Source organism: Emticicia sp. GW821-FHT11C11 (assembly GCF_058808615.1).
On the sequence record NZ_JBXARV010000002.1, the window covers coordinates 63957 to 80716 of the forward strand.

Annotated in this window: 14 protein-coding genes; 9 read left to right on the forward strand and 5 right to left on the reverse strand. The window is 41.9% G+C overall.

Going from position 1 to position 16760, the window contains the following annotated elements; translation table 11 throughout:
- Positions 1-101: 101 nt before the first annotated feature.
- On the forward strand, positions 102-1733 hold the full coding sequence (pafA, locus tag AC1RRY_RS10255) for an alkaline phosphatase PafA (protein ID WP_492821182.1): 1632 nt from the start codon (positions 102-104) through the stop codon (positions 1731-1733).
- Between the two features lie 212 nt (positions 1734-1945).
- Here the strand turns inward: pafA and AC1RRY_RS10260 are convergent, their stop codons facing one another.
- The 3 genes from AC1RRY_RS10260 to AC1RRY_RS10270 form a co-directional block, all read right to left on the reverse strand.
- Entirely contained in the window at positions 1946-3010 is a 1065-nt protein-coding gene (locus AC1RRY_RS10260; RefSeq protein ID WP_492821180.1) for a serine hydrolase domain-containing protein, read from the reverse strand.
- Between the two features lie 65 nt (positions 3011-3075).
- Positions 3076-4152, reverse strand: a complete 1077-nt coding sequence (locus tag AC1RRY_RS10265; RefSeq protein WP_492821178.1) for a helix-turn-helix domain-containing protein — start codon at positions 4150-4152, stop codon at positions 3076-3078.
- A 117-nt stretch (positions 4153-4269) separates the two neighbouring features.
- On the reverse strand, positions 4270-5355 hold the full coding sequence (locus AC1RRY_RS10270) for a lipid A deacylase (RefSeq protein WP_492821176.1): 1086 nt from the start codon (positions 5353-5355) through the stop codon (positions 4270-4272).
- Between the two features lie 423 nt (positions 5356-5778).
- Between AC1RRY_RS10270 and AC1RRY_RS10275 the strand changes: the two genes are divergently transcribed.
- The 3 genes from AC1RRY_RS10275 to recA are packed head-to-tail and all read left to right on the forward strand — an operon-like array spanning position 5779 to position 7653.
- Positions 5779-6318 carry an SRPBCC family protein gene (locus tag AC1RRY_RS10275; protein ID WP_492821174.1) on the forward strand — a complete coding sequence of 180 codons (540 nt, stop codon included), beginning with the start codon at positions 5779-5781 and terminating at the stop codon, positions 6316-6318.
- A gap of 34 nt (positions 6319-6352) precedes the next feature.
- Positions 6353-6538 carry a hypothetical protein gene (locus tag AC1RRY_RS10280; RefSeq protein WP_492821172.1) on the forward strand — a complete coding sequence of 62 codons (186 nt, stop codon included), beginning with the start codon at positions 6353-6355 and terminating at the stop codon, positions 6536-6538.
- A 47-nt stretch (positions 6539-6585) separates the two neighbouring features.
- Positions 6586-7653, forward strand: a complete 1068-nt coding sequence (gene recA, locus AC1RRY_RS10285; protein ID WP_492821170.1) for a recombinase RecA — start codon at positions 6586-6588, stop codon at positions 7651-7653.
- Between the two features lie 82 nt (positions 7654-7735).
- On the opposite strand, the gene AC1RRY_RS10290 is transcribed toward recA, so the two are convergent.
- Together AC1RRY_RS10290 and AC1RRY_RS10295 are read right to left on the reverse strand one after the other, a co-directional pair.
- Positions 7736-8413 (reverse strand): pseudouridine synthase, encoded by a 678-nt coding sequence (locus AC1RRY_RS10290; RefSeq protein WP_492821169.1) that lies wholly within the window; start codon positions 8411-8413, stop codon positions 7736-7738.
- Positions 8413-9969 carry an NFACT RNA binding domain-containing protein gene (locus tag AC1RRY_RS10295; RefSeq protein ID WP_492821167.1) on the reverse strand — a complete coding sequence of 519 codons (1557 nt, stop codon included), beginning with the start codon at positions 9967-9969 and terminating at the stop codon, positions 8413-8415. The genes AC1RRY_RS10290 and AC1RRY_RS10295 overlap by 1 nt, the downstream gene beginning before the upstream one ends.
- 170 nt (positions 9970-10139) lie before the next feature.
- On the opposite strand from AC1RRY_RS10295, the gene AC1RRY_RS10300 reads away from it, so the two are divergent.
- From AC1RRY_RS10300 to AC1RRY_RS10320, 5 genes are all read left to right on the forward strand, one after another.
- Positions 10140-11261 carry an endonuclease/exonuclease/phosphatase family protein gene (locus AC1RRY_RS10300; RefSeq protein ID WP_492821165.1) on the forward strand — a complete coding sequence of 374 codons (1122 nt, stop codon included), beginning with the start codon at positions 10140-10142 and terminating at the stop codon, positions 11259-11261.
- 113 nt (positions 11262-11374) lie between these two features.
- A complete protein-coding gene (locus AC1RRY_RS10305; RefSeq protein ID WP_492821163.1) occupies positions 11375-12880 on the forward strand; it encodes a xylulokinase in 1506 nt (501 codons plus the stop codon).
- A gap of 268 nt (positions 12881-13148) precedes the next feature.
- A complete protein-coding gene (locus AC1RRY_RS10310) occupies positions 13149-15608 on the forward strand; it encodes a penicillin acylase family protein (protein ID WP_492821161.1) in 2460 nt (819 codons plus the stop codon).
- Between the two features lie 47 nt (positions 15609-15655).
- A complete protein-coding gene (locus AC1RRY_RS10315; RefSeq protein ID WP_492821159.1) occupies positions 15656-16012 on the forward strand; it encodes a hypothetical protein in 357 nt (118 codons plus the stop codon).
- Between the two features lie 124 nt (positions 16013-16136).
- Entirely contained in the window at positions 16137-16748 is a 612-nt protein-coding gene (locus AC1RRY_RS10320) for an OmpH/Skp family outer membrane protein (protein ID WP_492821157.1), read from the forward strand.
- Positions 16749-16760: the final 12 nt, after the last annotated feature.

Sequence of the window (16760 nt, forward strand, 5' to 3'; positions counted from 1 at the left end):
AATTAGCACCGAATGTTTGAAAATGCTTGCAGAAGATTTTTAATTTTGGAACCTGTTCAATACGTAACACCAATAACATTCTATAAATAATAAATACAAAAATGAGACGTCTTATCTATCTGTTACTTTTATTCAGCCTGCCGGTTCTTGCTCAGAAAACGCAAAAGGCTGCCGTTCCCACCAAACCAAAACTGGTTTTAGGCATCATGGTCGACCAGATGCGTTACGATTACCTGGAACGTTACTATAGCAAATACAGTAACGGTGGCTTCAAGAGATTAATGAATCAGGGTTTCAACTGCCGTAATAACCACTATCATTATGCCAGCACTATTACTGGCCCTGGTCACGCTGCCGTGTATACGGGTTCGGTTCCGGCAATAAATGGTATCATTGGCAATGACTGGTACGACCCGTTCCTGAATAAAGTAGTATATGTAGCGGAAGACACAACCGTGAGAGCCGTAGGAACCGAGATAGCCGGTACAGAAGGCAAACGCTCTCCGGTGAATATGAAAACCACTACTATTACTGACCAGTTGCGTTTGGCCACACAGTTCAAATCGAAAGTAATTGGTATTGCTGCCAAAGACCGCGGAGGTATTCTTCCGGCGGGTCACTCGGCCAATGCCGCTTACTGGTTCGATGGCAAATCGGGCAACTGGATTTCAAGCACTTATTATATGCAGGATCTGCCACAATGGATGAAAGATTTCAACGCGAGAAAATTACCTGATTACTATAAAACCCAGAAATGGAACACGCTATTCCCGATTGAGCAATACACAGAAAGCGATGAAGACAATCAGGAATATGAAAACGTAATGAGCGGCGAGAAACTTCCGGTGTTTCCGCACTCAATTAATAATAATAATGCTATTCTTACCTCTCCGTTTGGTAACAACATGACCAAAGAAATGGTGCTTGCTGCTTTGAAAAACGAGAAAATGGGACAAGGACAAGCCACAGATTTTCTTTGTGTGAGTTTCTCTTCACCTGACTACGTGGGCCATGCTACAGGTACACATTCTATTGAAACTGAAGACACTTATCTGCGCCTTGACCGTGACATTGAAGAAATTCTGAATTATCTGGATGCCACTTTAGGAAAAGGCACTTACACCGTTTTCTTAACTGCCGACCACGCAGCAGCTGATATACCGGCTTTCTTACACAAAAACAAATTGCCCGGTGGTGTCTGGGAAGGCTCTAAAGAGGTAAATTACCTTAATGGCAAAATGGTTGAGAAATACGGAGCAGGCAAATGGATATTGTCGACTGACAATTATCAGCTAACCATGAACCGTGAACTGATGAAGAAAAATAAGGTTGAAATGAACGACATGTTCAAACTGGTAAAAGAAGAGTTGATTTCCCTGGGTTCTCCGGTTTATCAGGTTGTCAACTTCCACGACATGGCCAATACAGTTATTCCGCCATTCTACAAAACGCTGGTTGAAAACGTGTACCATCCGAAACGCAGTGGCGATTTCATGGTGTTGCTAGAACCGGGCTGGTTCCACAGTGGTAGCAAAAAAGGTACTACACACGGCACCATGTGGCAATATGACCGCCACGTGCCGCTTCTATGGTACGGCTGGAATATTCCGGTGGGCGAAACTACCGACCAGACTTACATTGCCGATATTGCCGCCACACTGGCAGCCCTGCTTAAAATTCAGGAGCCAAGCGGTTGTGTGGGTAAACCTATTCAGCCTATATTTAAGAAGTAATAAAAAATCAGAGATGTTGAAAGGGGGCGTCTAAAAAGTCAAGTACTGCCAAAGATTATTTGGCAGCAAAGAACCCCACTCTCTAAATCTCTCTCCCCAACAGTGGGGAGAGAGACTTTTAACCCCTTCCCCATTGTTGGGGAAGGCTGGGATGGGGTTCTTTTCCAAAGATTATTTGGCTGAAAATACTTTCTAGACGCCCCCTTTTATTTTTAGTCACATACCTCAATCATCAGATGATGTAAATCCTGATGATGCTGTCTGGAGGCCTGCTTGCCCTTCCACATAAACAACCCCTGCTGCAAAAGTGAACGGCCCGTGTCATTGCGTGATACCACCACAAGTTGATGCTGGCGGTCCACAATCATGAATTGGCCACCCCAACCCGAGGCCCAGAAGGTTCCTTCATCCGTATCATTCAGCCATAGATAGGCATAGTGGTCAAAAGGCTCATTGTTTTTGTCTTCTGAGCGGGGCGCGGTACTTTCAGCAACCCAGCTGGCAGATACAATGGTTTTACCCTTCCATTGGCCATTATTCAGCATGAGCAAGCCTATACGCGCCAGATCTTCGGCGGTCATAAAAATAATGTACTGCATGTGTTCCGAATAATCCGGTTGTTTGTATATCACATAATTGGCTTTGAATTTCTTCATGCCCAGTGGCTTTGCCAGCCATTGCTCAATGGCCTCGCCAATGCTCAGGTGGGTTTGCTGCTCAAAAATGGTACCCAATACATTGAATCCCCAGTTGTTGTAATAAAAAAACTCTCCCGGCTTGTGCATGCCACGTTGCGGTCTCATGGCCTTCATTTCTTTGGTTTCTCCAGCTGCCTCAATATAAATTCCTGAGCGCGACATCAGCAAATCTCTTACGGTACATGTCTTTTCAATATTCGTGAGAGGTGCTTTGTTGTCGTCAATTTTCAATTCTGCTAATGTCTGGTTCAATCGTATCAAGCCTTTGTCAATCGCAATGCCATATAAAACGCTGAGGATACTCTTACGCGCCGAGTGGGTCATAATCGGTAAATGGATATCACCCCAGGCGGCCAGCACGCTGTCGTTCTTAATGGCAATAAAAGCATCATACTCTGTTTTTGATTCAAGGAACTGATACGCCTGCTTTATTTTGGCAGGTCTCTTTACTGCGTTTATAGCGGGCAGCGGTTGATAGTTTTTGCGGGCACCATTCCAGAATTTAGGCGCGCACGATACGATGAATACCGGGATTGATAATAACACGGCAACTACAATTAATTTCTTCTGCTTTTTCATGATTGTTTTTTAGGCAAAGAAATACATTGAAGTAACCCTAAACCTCTCAAAAAGGGTTTTGAGAGTTATTTTTTGAGAAGAAAATCTTTGGGCGACTGTCCTGTAACCGACTTGAAGACTCTGTAAAAGCTGGCTTCGGAATTAAAGCCCGATTCAAGGGCAATACCTAATATAGAAAGATGCTTGAAGGAAGGATGGCCCAATTTGTGTTTTACTTCTTCTACCCTTTTGTAGTTAATAAAGTTTCTGAAATTCTGCTGAAAAGCTTCATTAATTACCGCAGACAGTACCGCATCACTAACTCCTACCCTACCGGCGAGCGAATTGAGATTCAAATCTGGGTCCAGATAGACCTTGTCAATCTCAATGGCATTTAATAAGCGCTCTTTTATCAATGCTGTCTGTATTTCATCTACGGTAATTGCCGGGCGTTTTTCGGGCTGAAAAGCCACTTCAAATTCTTTTTGCTGATACCCCACAAAGCCGAGATAATAAACCAGCACAGCCAGATAGAAGTAGAAAAACTGCCATTGAAGAAAGTATTTGGCCCCAAGACTAAAGCCTATTTCCAGAAAAATATTAATGGCCAGTATGCCAACTAACAGCCCCATAGCCAACAATACATTTCTTACCCAATTGTAACTGGGATGCGAAGCATTAGAGATATTCCTGTTCAGCCATTGTTTATATGTCTGTATCTGTCTGAAACTCAGGTACCAATAAACAACACCCGAAATGACCGACAGCACATCTTCAATTTCCTTTACTTTGTTATAATACCAGCTCTCAGCCAATTGATCTTTGGTCTCGACCACATCAGTCTGCTGGGTAAGCACGTATACCCCAATGGCATGTATTAGAAAAGCCAATACTGGTAAAAAATGAAGCAAAGACTGTCTGTCAATCCGGTAGGCTTTCCGGGTCAACGACAAGGTGTACAGATAAAAAAGAGGCTGTATCAGCAAATCAAAAGCCAGTGGCAGATATCGCCAGCCCGGTTTTTGCCACAGGCCCAGCGTATGAATCAATATCTTAAAACTTAGTATCAGGAAAGTCAATAAAATAAAGGCCAGAATACGCTTGTTGACACTTGCGGGTTTATACAAAAAAAGTAGCACAGCACAGATGAACCCCTGTGCCATCCCCAACAGAACGATTATGTCAAAAACCTGTAAGTTGATATCGAGTACTATTAAGTGGTTTTAATCATGAAAGCCGGGAGTTTGTTTTCCCGGCTCTGAATCAGGCATTAAATATTCTTATGGCAGCTGATATTTCAGGTAAAGCCCTTCTGAGTGCTCAAACTTACCGTTCTGCACATCGAAATGAGGTTCAACGCGCAGCGAAATGTTCATCCCGTTAATTACTTTCCAGTCTCTTACCAATCTCAGTATTAATATGCTTCTGTAGGCCTCATACCAACCGTAATTACCAAATTTCCGTGAATAAGACTGGAACAAATCATTGCCCATAGGTGAAGTAATGAAATGCCCGAACCAATAGCTTATCCCTACCTGATATTTAGGATTCTGCCAGTAACTATTCAGATAATAGGCGGTCCCCTTATATGGCGACTCAAAATAGCTAACGTAATAATTATCGGCAATCAGGCTTTGTTTGGCGCTCAAATCTTTCTGTACCCTTACACCCAAGGCAGCATTCATAATAGTACGCACCGGTTGAAGCGACTGAAGATTTTGTCCGCCTATGTGATAGACACTCCCCTGTGCCAATCCTTTCAGTTTAAACCCTTTTACCATGACACCGGGGCTATAGAACGACGCCCCACCCCAGATATACTCCTGTTTGGTTTGGCCGGGGCTGGTGCTTTGCTGCAGGTCTATCCACGAATCAAAAAAAGTCTCATCTTTAATATCAGTTTTATCAATTGTTTTAGTCTTTTGGTACTTAACCTGTATTCCGTGTTCAAGGGGGACAGTCACCAACCGCTCAAAACTCATCATCGGTTCAATCATCCGGTGATTGATATTCCCATCTAAATTACCGAATAAAAACTGCCAGTCGTTTTGTTTGACTCTGACAGTAAAAGTTGGCTGTAATTCCTTAAAACCCTGGGTACCAAACTCTTTACGCACAAATCCACCCAATTCGATCTGCACTTTTTCATGTGGCTGATAACTCACTCTGGGGTTCAGATAATAACCAAAAAGCGTGTAGCCATCTGCTATATTATTAAAATATTCGTTGTTTCTCACATAGCTCATTGCAGAAAACTTGAATTGAACTTTTCCAAGTTTAGACCTACTATAAGAAAACGTATCCTCCAACGACGAGGTACTGGTTTGCGCTTGTAGTTTTAAGGAAACCCCTAGCAAAAATGCCATACAAAAAAATTTCCAATTATAAAATCCATTCATCATTAAAAAAAACCGTTTATCATTTTTTGAGTGTACAATATTCATATTTTTTATATCTTTGTAGTGTCTTAAAAATTAGCAGGGTGTTCAAATCAGAACTGAAAGACAGCAATTGAAAAATAACAGGTAAAGAAAAACACGATTGCATTTTTTCAATAAAGTTTCCCAAAAAGGCAAAGCACCCATATACAGGTTTTTCTTTGAGCCAGAAAAGTAAATAAAAAAAATGGAGAATAGTAATTATGATTCATTTTAAAATTATTAACAAGGTACAAGGGTATTGATAAGAACAAGGAGGAAAAGGTTGGAAAGTATTCATTGTAAAAGTGGCGGTATTAACATTGCATACTATTATTTACAAATAAAATTTAACCTTAAATTATTAAAACAATGAAAACTTTAAAAACCATCCTGTTCATCATTCTCGGTATTGTTGCTCTTGCTTTAATTGCAGCCTTGTTCATAAAGAAAGATTATTCTGTAGAAAAAGAAGTGGTCATCAGCAAACCCAAAGCCGAAGTTTTTGATTACATAAAGCATCTCAAAAATCAGGACAACTTCAGTGTATGGGCCAAAATGGACCCAAATATGAAAAAAATTTATCAGGGTACCGATGGCACGGTTGGTTTTGTGTCGGCATGGGAAAGTAAGGACGACAATGTAGGAAAAGGCGAGCAGACAATAAAGAATATTACTGAAGGTGAAAGAGTAGATTATCTACTGCACTTTATTGAACCGTTTGAATCAAACTCTGATGCATATATGATTGCCGAAAGTGTGGATTCAATACACACCAAAGTAAAATGGGGCTTTGTAGGAAAAATGGCCTACCCTACTAATTTGACGCTGGTTTTTATGAGTATGGACGAAATGATAGGGAAAGACTTTGAAACCGGCCTTAATAACCTGAAAGGCATACTTGAAAAATAGATTATATTATAAAAGTCAAATCTGTGAATAAAATATGAAAACTGCGTTGAACAAAAAACAAAACCGTTTTGACTGCTTCGACCTCCTGAAAATGGCTGGACAACAGGAAGCAGACAAAAAAATTCAGGATGTATTGGTAGTGTCGAATCTGTTAGCGAATTTTCAGCGATTAATTCAGGAAAATTGCATTCCGGCATCATTAAATACGTCTTCCAAATAATTATTCAATCTGACAACTTAGTGTATACTTTTCAATAACAATAAATAATGGCAGCAGAAAAAGACAACAACAGCGACAAATTAAGGATTCTCCAGACAACCATGGAGAAAATAGATAAAACCTTCGGGAAAGGCACCGTGATGCGTTTGAGCGATACCAAAGTTTTAGAAATTCCTTCTATCTCTACCGGTTCGCTTGGCCTGGACCTGGCCTTAGGCATTGGTGGTTTTCCTAAAGGACGTATCGTCGAAATATACGGACCTGAATCGTCAGGTAAAACAACGCTTGCCATGCAGGCAATTGCTGAGGCTCAAAAAGCTGGTGGAATCGCCGCATTTATTGATGCAGAACACGCTTTCGACCGTGGTTATGCACAAAAACTGGGTATAGACACCAAAAATTTACTTATTTCTCAACCTGATTACGGCGAGCAGGCCCTTGAAATTGCTGAACATTTGATCAGCTCAGGCGCTATTGATGTTTGTGTAATTGACTCAGTAGCCGCATTGGTACCTAAAGCCGAGCTTGAAGGTGAAATGGGCGAAAGCAAAATGGGTCTGCAAGCACGTATGATGTCGCAAGCCATGCGTAAGCTGACAGGTACTATTAACAAAACCGGTTGTTGCTGTATATTCATCAACCAGTTGCGTGATAAAATCGGTGTAATGTTCGGTAACCCTGAAACAACCACCGGTGGTAATGCGCTTAAATTCTATGCATCGGTCAGAATAGACATTCGTCGTATCGGCGCCATCAAAGACGGCGACGAAGTGCTGGGTAACCGCACGAGAGTGAAAGTGGTGAAAAACAAATTAGCACCTCCTTTTAAAGTAGTTGAATTTGATATTCTTTACGGACAAGGGGTTTCTAAAGCCGGTGAGATTCTTGACCTGGCAGTAGACCTTGAAATTGTAAAAAAAGCGGGTTCATGGTTTTCTTATAATGGCAGCAAGCTGGGGCAAGGCCGCGACGGCGTAAGAGACATGCTGAAAGATAATCCTGAATTGTTAGCTGAGCTGGAAGATAAAATCAAAGCTACTGTAGCTATTGACGCTGACGCTCTGATGGACACCAAACCCGGTGATCAGGATGGCGTTGTTGATAATGACGAATAAGATATTATCGGATACAAATCAAAAAGACTACCCTTTGGGGTGGTCTTTTTTTATGAGCAGATATGTGAACAGTCAGCCAGAATCAGATATGAAAGCTATCCAGCACCTGATGCTCTCCGGGTTTTAAGTGGCCCAGTTTCAGAGACCCGATTCTCACACGCACCAGTTGCAGCACTTCATAATGCAATTTGTAGCACATCCGCCGTATCTGGCGGTTCAGCCCCTGCGTAAGTGTAATTCTGAACATAAAATCGTCCAGCTTTTCTATATCACATGGCAGAGTCATTTTCCCCATAATCCTGATACCGTTCGCCATCGCTTCCAGGAAATGTTCGTCAATTACCTTATCAACGGTCACTATATATTCCTTCCCGGTTTTGTTTTCGTTTCTCAGCACTTTGTCGTAAAGGGTGCCGTCGTTCGTGAGCAGCAATAAACCTTCCGATGCCTTGTCGAGCCTGCCTACCGGAAAAAGTTCTTCCTCAAAAGGTAGCACGTCTTTCAGATTATCGGGTATATCACGGTTCAATGTAGTCTCTATGCCTCTGGGTTTGTAGAATGCTACGTAAATAAGTTTCTTTCCTTCCTTTAGCACTTCATCATTATAAACTACCTCATCTGTCTGGCTCAGTTCAACATTGGTAGAAACAGGCACACCATTCAACAATACTGCACCGGAAAGAATAATTTCCAGCGCCTCCTGATTAGACACCCGCAATTTCTTTACCAGCAAATATTGAAGTCGATTCCGGAAAGTCATCAGCTGTGGGGTAGTTTCGGTTCTACCATTACCACTTCTTCTTTTTCCACAATCACTTGTCCTTCGGCTAAATCTTTGGTTTTACGCACAAATTTCTTTTGGGTGAGAATCACCGGCGCCAGTGTTTCGTTGCGTCGCTTGGAATAATATGCTGCCAACGAAGCCGCCGATTCCTTAACCGAATTCGGTATTTTCTTGCCCGCTTTGTACTTCACCAACACATGCGATCCCTGAGCGTCGCGCGCATGCAGCCACAGGTCTTCTTTATAGGCATACTGCTGGGTCAGTAAATCGTTATTTTTTGCGTTGCGCCCTACCAGTATTTCAAAGCCTTCCACTTCAAATCGCTTAAATAAATCTTTGTAGGATATCGCCTGTGTAGTATTACGTGTAAGTTTATTGGTTTTCAGATAGTTACGAAGAACTTTGAGTTGCTCGGCTTGCTCAATTTTCTCAATGTGCACATTCAGATTTTGCAGTAACTCTTCACGATTTTCTATGTTCTCCACGATTTTCTCAATCTCAATCTTCTCATTTTTCGCTTTCCGGTAGAAATTCTCGGCGTTTTTCTGAGGCGTAAGGTCGGCTCTCAGTTTAATGGCAATATCCTGATTCCTATAGAAATCAAATAATTCTGCTTTTTCTGTCCGCTCAGGTATCTGATGTAGATTCGCCATCAGAATATGACCTATTTCCTCATTCTTAATATCCGAGTCAATCAGCTCCAATCGTTGATACGCATCTTTCAGGTATAATTCTGTTTGCTTTTTTTCCTTGTTGAGTTTTCGCAGAACCTCAGCCTTTTCTTTATCAAGCGTACTTACCTTGTTATACTGAACATAAAAGGCATTAACTGCTTCAATGGGTTCCTGAAACTCCTGCAGCACTTCTCCCATTGGCAAAAGCGACAAGTGAAGTTCATGCTGCCACCGGATCAGATAATATCGCGGATGTTCTAATTGATAAACAACCTTCTGTATATTTTCCCAGCTTATGGGTTCTTGCTCCAGATAGGCATTGACCAGTTTTCCGAAAGTAGGAAACAACTTTTTATAGTCCTGATTATTGGCCACAAATGCTTCATACGACTGGTCGATGGGTCGGTCTAAAGCGCCAGTCTTTAAATTTTTATCTGCAACAATTCTGCTATGAAAAAGATCAATCACTTCATTGCTCTCACATAGAATAATATTTGCGCGATTACCATACATTTTAAAGAGTAACGAAAAGCCCTGCTCAAACTCAATGGCAAAGCAGCGCTCGTTCAGAAACTGGCGAACACCCGTAACTTCTAAATCAATAAGTTGATTAAATAAATCGATGCTGTTCTTTTTTGCTCTTTCAAACTGGTCGGTAAAATAGAGACAGGAGAAATCCGGAAAAACAACGGCCTTAATAAAAATTTCCTTATAATTCTTTTTCTTTCCACGGGCAGCGGCAAAACCCAGAACCAATTCATCTTTCTCCTGACTGAAACACTCCATCAGTTTCAATCCACTGATTCTGGTTTCAATTTGCCCCGTCAATTGCCGTAAGAAATAATAATTATTTTGCACAATTCAATAGTATGATGTTAGCAAAGGTAGTTTAATTTATAGAATTTACCGAAAGCCCGATTACTTGTACTTCTTCTCGACCTTTATAAGGTACCGATAGATAAAAACGTCATCTTTCTCTCCTCGGCAATATCAAATATTAGTAAATTCACTCAAAATCAAACTTTTATATGCCATTCTACAAAAAACTATTTGAAGAGAAAAAATTGTCAGGCGAATCGAAAAAACGTATTGCCGACAAAATCTTAACTCTAAGAGCAGCACTTGATAAAGAAATTCCCGGCAGAACTCTGAACAGCAAGTTACTTCTGGCCACCTGGAACATCCGGGAATTTGATTCGCCGAAAGGTGGAGAACGCCTGACTGAATCCTACTTTTATATTGCCGAAATCATCGATCGGTTTGATATTGTAGCGATTCAGGAGGTGAGAGAAAACTTAAATGCATTGAGTAAGCTCCGGGAGGTTTTGGGTGGCTATTGGGACTGCGTCTATACTGATGTAACAGAAGGTACTGCCGGTAATGGAGAAAGAATGGTTTTCTTGTTTGATACCCGAAAAGTAAGATTTACCGGCCTGGCCGGAGAGGTTGTCAATAAACCAATCAGACAAAAACAAGACGATAAAATGGTTACGCTGCCCAGCGTACAATGGGTTCGTTCGCCTTTTTTGTGCGGCTTTAAAGCCGGATGGACTAATTTTATGCTTTGCACGGTTCATATGTACTATGGAGACAGTAAGGCTAATGACCCTAAAAGAGTAGAAGAAATTAAAGCAATTGCCGAGTTTATGAAAGCCAAGGCCGACGACGCCATCGAATTAGGTAATACACAAAGCATTATTCTACTGGGTGATTTCAACATTTTCAAAAGAACTGACGACACCTTTAAAGAACTCACCCAAACAGGCTTCAGGGTTCCGGTTGCTCTTACAAAAGACCACCTGAAAGGGTCAAATGTAAAAAAGGATATGTTTTATGATCAGATTGTATTTCTAAACAGACATGGCGTATTTGAATTTACCGACAGAGCAGGCATCTTCGATTTTTATGAAACGGTTTTCAAAGAAGATGAGTCAACCATTTATAAAGAACATGTTATAAAAAACCCTATTGACGAGGAGAATGAAGCTGCAGCAAATAAAACGCTGCTATCGAAATACAAAACCTGGCGTACATTTCAGATGTCAGACCACCTGCCTATGTGGGTTGAAATCAGAATTGATAACACAACCGAATACCTCACAAAAAAAGCGGAAGAAAGTATCAACCCACCTGCGCCAAAGCCTGAATAATTGAAACATAGACTCAAAGTTCTGAAAACGGTTGTCATGATTCTTCATGCAACCTTTTTTGTTTTCGTTCACCAAAAGTGTAACTTTGACAATTAAAATTCAACCTGATTTATATGTTACTGCTCGGAATAGATATCGGCACTTCCTCAATTAAAGCTTCGGTGGTTAACGCCGATACCCAACAAGTGATAGCTTCTGCTCAATACCCTGATATAGAAGCGCCTATTTCTTCACCTTTTGCCGGTTGGGCAGAACAAGACCCCGAAATGTGGTGGAACAACACCATTGAGGCCATAAAAAGAGTGAATGAATTGGGCAAACAGGGAGTTACGGCCTTCGATCCGCAGGATATTGGTGCCATAGGTATTGCCTACCAGATGCACGGGCTGGTAATGGTTGATAAAAATAAAAAAGTATTGCGCCCGTCCATCATCTGGTGTGATAGCCGTGCCGTACAGATTGGAGACAAGGCTTTCAGTGATATGGGGCAGGAACTATGTCTTAACCACCTGCTTAATTCTCCCGGCAATTTCACGGCTTCAAAACTGGCCTGGGTAAAGGCCAATGAACCGCAGGTTTTTGAGCAGTGCGATAAAATCATGCTGCCCGGCGACTATATCGCCATGAAACTGACTGACGAAATCACTACTTCAAATTCCGGTTTGTCGGAAGGTATCTTCTGGGATTTCCGTACCAACAGCGTTTCAAAAGATTTATTGAAGTACTACGGTTTTGATGAAAGCATCATACCTGAAATAAAACCTGTGTTCAGCGAACACGGCAAAGTTACCAGCACCATAGCCGATTTGCTAAGCATTAAAGCCGGTGTACCCGTAACCTACAAAGCCGGCGACCAGCCGAACAATGCCCTGTCACTGGATGTTCTGAATCCCGGTGAAATTGCAGCCACCGCAGGCACCTCAGGCGTGGTTTATGCTGTAAGTGACCAGATTTCCTACGACCAACAGTCGCGTATCAATTCGTTTGCGCACGTCAATCACCAGATTGGTGGCGAAAACAGAGTAGGGATTCTGCTGTGTATCAACGGTACGGGAATCCTGAACCGTTGGGTAAAAGATAATTTCGGCAAAAATCTAAGCTATCCTGAAATGAACAATCAGGCAGCGCAGGTAGCTATCGGCAGCAATGGTCTGCTGGTAATGCCGTTTGGCAACGGAGCTGAGCGCATGTTAAACAACCGTATGCTGGGGGCATCGTTCCATAATCTTGATTTCAATACGCATTCTCAGGCGCATATATTCCGTGCTTCGCAGGAAGGCATCGCTTTTTCGTTGAACTATGGTTTTGGTATCATGCAGGCCAACGGTGTTGACCCAAAGGTAATCAGGGCAGGCAAAGCCAATATGTTTCTGAGTGATATTTTCAGCAGCGCTTTAGTGAATGTAACCAATACACCTATAGAGTTATACGATACCGATGGTGCAAAAGGAGCTGCTTTAGGTGCAGGTTATGGCGTTCAATACTACAGCACACCGAAAGAAGCCATGAGCAAGCTGATCAAATTAAAAGTGATAGAACCTGACACCCGGGCAGTAGCTGCCTATCAGGAAGCTTACGCCGCCTGGAAGACTATACTCGAAAAACTGATGCAAAACTGAGTTAAAAGCAATCCAATATACGGGCTCAATCGTTATTAGTAACGGTTGAGCTTTTTCTTTATAGAACACCCGCCAAACTACATTAAAAAAATCCTAAAAATTAATCATATAATAAAATCATCAATTCTTTTCTTTACATTCGCAACATAAAAAATTGGCAAGCTGCTCAGAAAAAACATGTATTGATTTGCCGTTTCTTTCAAGCAAAAAGGCTGATTTAAACAAACTATTAACTTTAATCCTACCTTATTTCAATACTGAATCATCTATGAAATTCATCAGGTTTTTTGTAAGTCTATTACTGGCTGCTGGTTTGGTTTACATTTTTAACAACCCCCTCGGAGCATTACCAGCCTTAGGAAAATTATTCAATCCGTTTGAGGGTTTCTGGCAAAACGGAGGAGCAAAGCCTGCTCCGGAAGAACTACGTCTGGAAGGCATCAAAAAGGAAGTAACCGTTGTTTTTGATGACAATCGCGTGCCGCACGTATTTGCTCAGAACGAAGACGATCTCTACTTTGCCCAAGGCTACCTGGTGGCGCAGGATCGTCTATGGCAAATGGAATTTTATACACTTGCTGCTGCAGGGAGGTTGTCAGAAGTGGTAGGAGAAAGAGCACTGGAGCTTGACCGCTACAATCGCCGATTGGGTATGGCAGAAACAGCCAAAAAAATTACTGCCAGTTATAAAGAGGGTGATGCTCCACTTAAAATACTGAAAGCATACGCCGCAGGTGTAAACGCTTACATCAACCAGTTATCATATAAAGATTTACCGGTTGAATATAAAATAATAGGCTACAAGCCGGAGGAATGGTCTCCCTACAAAACTATTCTGATGCTCATGAACATGCGCAACGTGCTCAACGGAGGCAGTGAAGATTTCAGAATGAGCCATGTGCTGGCAAAATACGGGACTGATGTAGTAAAAGAACTTTTTCCGGACTACCCCGTAATAGAATCTCCTATTATTCCGGTAGGTACCAAATGGGAGTTCACTCCGGTACCTGTACCGGCCGTTCCTGCCGAAATTGCAGCGAAACCTGAGAACTCAGAAAAAGTAGCTTTTAATATAGCTGCGCCTGCGCCAGAAATCGGCAGTAATAACTGGGCTGTGAGTGGCAGCAGATCGGCCACAGGTCTGCCTATTCTGTCAAACGACCCCCATTTGCAATTAACCTTGCCATCTATTTGGTATCAGATGCAATTGTCTACTCCTACCATGAATGTCTACGGCGCCTGTTTACCCGGCACACCGGGTGTAACCATTGGTTTCAACAAAGACATTGCCTGGGGCGTAACCAACGTGGGGTCTGACGTAATGGATTTTTACCAGATCAAATTCAAAGACAAAACTCAGAAAGAATACTGGTATAACGGAGCATGGAAACCAACCACGCTGCTTATTGAAGAATTCAAAATCAAAGGAAAAACCGAGTCTTTAAAGGATACCGTTTTCTACACGCATCATGGTCCGGTACTGTATAACCGTGCTGAAAACAATAGTTTCAGTAAAAATGTACCTATCGGCCATGCCATGAAATGGGTGGGACATATAGAAGACAACTCTGACCTGATGGCGTTCTATTATCTGAATCGTGCTAAAAACTATGACGATTACCGAAAGGCCCTAATCGACTATAAGGCTCCAGCGCAGAACTTTGTTTTTGCCGACAATCACAATGACATTGCCATTACACCTAGTGGCAAGCTTCCTTTAAAGTGGAAAGAACAAGGCAAGTTTATATTAGACGGCTCCAACCCGGCTCATGACTGGCAGGGCTGGATACCAGCAACGCAGAATCCGACGGTGAAAAATCCGCCACGTGGATTTGTGAGTTCGGCTAACCAGTTTTCTACTGACCCGACCTATCCTTATTATTTAGGATGGAAATTTGCTCCGGCTGAGAGAGGACTGCGTATCAATGAACGCCTGAATGCCATGCACCTGGCAACCGTTGACAGCCTGCGTTCGGTACAGAATGATAATTTCAATGTTGAGGCGCGTCGCGTATTGCCCGATATTTTGAAAATACTGGCTGAAGACCCTGCCAACAAAAACAATGCGGCGTATCAGACACTTGCCAAATGGAACATGAAAAACGACCCCGATGAAATAGGCGCTACTATTTTTGAAAGATGGGTAAAAGAATTGAGAGCATGGGTCTGGGAAGATGAATTCCCTACGAAAGATACCGGCGTGCTGATGTCGCATCCAACGAGAGACCGCACCTGGGATCTGATAAAAAATCAACCCAATGCCAAATGGTTTGACAACATAAATACCACAGATAAAGTAGAAACAGCTCAGGATATTGTAAAAAGCAGCTTCAAGGCTACTGTTGATTCTTTAACTGCCAAATTGGGGCCTCTTGATGCCAAAACATGGGCATGGACAAAAGTAAAAAGTACAGATATTAACCACTTAGGGCGATTAGCCGGGTTTGGCAAACAAGATATACCTAACGGGGGTGGCCCGGGTATAGTAAATGCCACTTCAGAAACCCACGGGCCGTCGTGGAGAATGGTGGTGCAGTTGGATAAAGAATGGCCTAAAGCCTATGGTTTGTATCCGGGTGGGCAATCAGGTGATCCCGGCAGCCCTTATTATGACAATATGATAGATAAATGGGCCCATGGTGAATTAAACGAGTTGCTGTTTATGAAAACCAAAACTGAAAAAAGCAGCAAAATTGTATCAACCACCAAAATAACAGCTAAGAAATAACTATATCGTTATTAGTTTACAATTCAATTATTAAACGAAGTCATCTCATGTCATATATTCGAATTCTAATTATCAGTGCCATTGCTCAGGTGTTTCTGCCCTGGTGGGTCATTGCACCAATTGCCTTTCTTGTGGGCCTATTCACATCAAAATCCGGAAAAAGCGCGTGGTTATCAGGAGCAGGCGCCATTGCTACACTCTGGCTCGCCTACGCCATTTATCTGAACATTACTGCCGACGGACTCATACTGAATCGGATAGGAAATCTCTTTGCCGATAACCTGAAATTTCTTAACAGTATTCCGTTCTCAATCTCCTTTTTGGTCATAATGGCCCTTATTGGAGGCCTTGTGGGTGGGTTTTCAGCATTGGCAGGCTATCAGTTCAGGAAATTAACCAAATAAAAGCCCTGCTAGTCAGTCTTTTTTAGTTTGGTTTTTCTATCTTTGCAGCCTTTATTTGCATAAAATTTATTAAATACCTTTTAATAGTACATCATACCTGTGGTGCACTCTAATTTATTTTCTCATGAAAAAACTTTCAGTTTTCGTTCTATTAGTTTCAATTATTGCCTGGGGTTGTGACAAATCTGCTTCTACTTCAACACCATCAAGTGGCGCGCAGTCGTCAGGCCGCATTGTTTATGTAAATACAGACACTTTGCTTACCAAATACGATTATTACAAAGACATTCTTAAGGCATCAGAAAATAAAAGATTCCAGTTGGAAAACGATTTAGCCAACAAAGCCCGTACATTCCAGAACAAAGTGGCGTTTTTTCAACAAAGAGCACAACAAGGCCACATGACTCAGGAGCAGGCACAAACCACGCAGATGCAATTGCAACAGGAAGAACAAAATCTGATGGCATATCGTGATAAAAACGCGCAACAACTGGGGCAGGAAGAAGCAAAGAAGACTGAAGATATATTGAATAAAATTCATGATTATCTAAAAGAATTCAACACCAGTGATAAATATGACATGGTGATCGGATATTCGAAAGGCGGTGGTGTATTGTATGCCAAAGAAGACCTCGATATTACCAAACAAGTATTGGAAGGATTGAATAAGAAATACGCTGAAGATAAGAAAAGCGGTAAAATAACCGTAGAAAAAGACAGCACCGCCAAGAAATAATAACGCGGTATA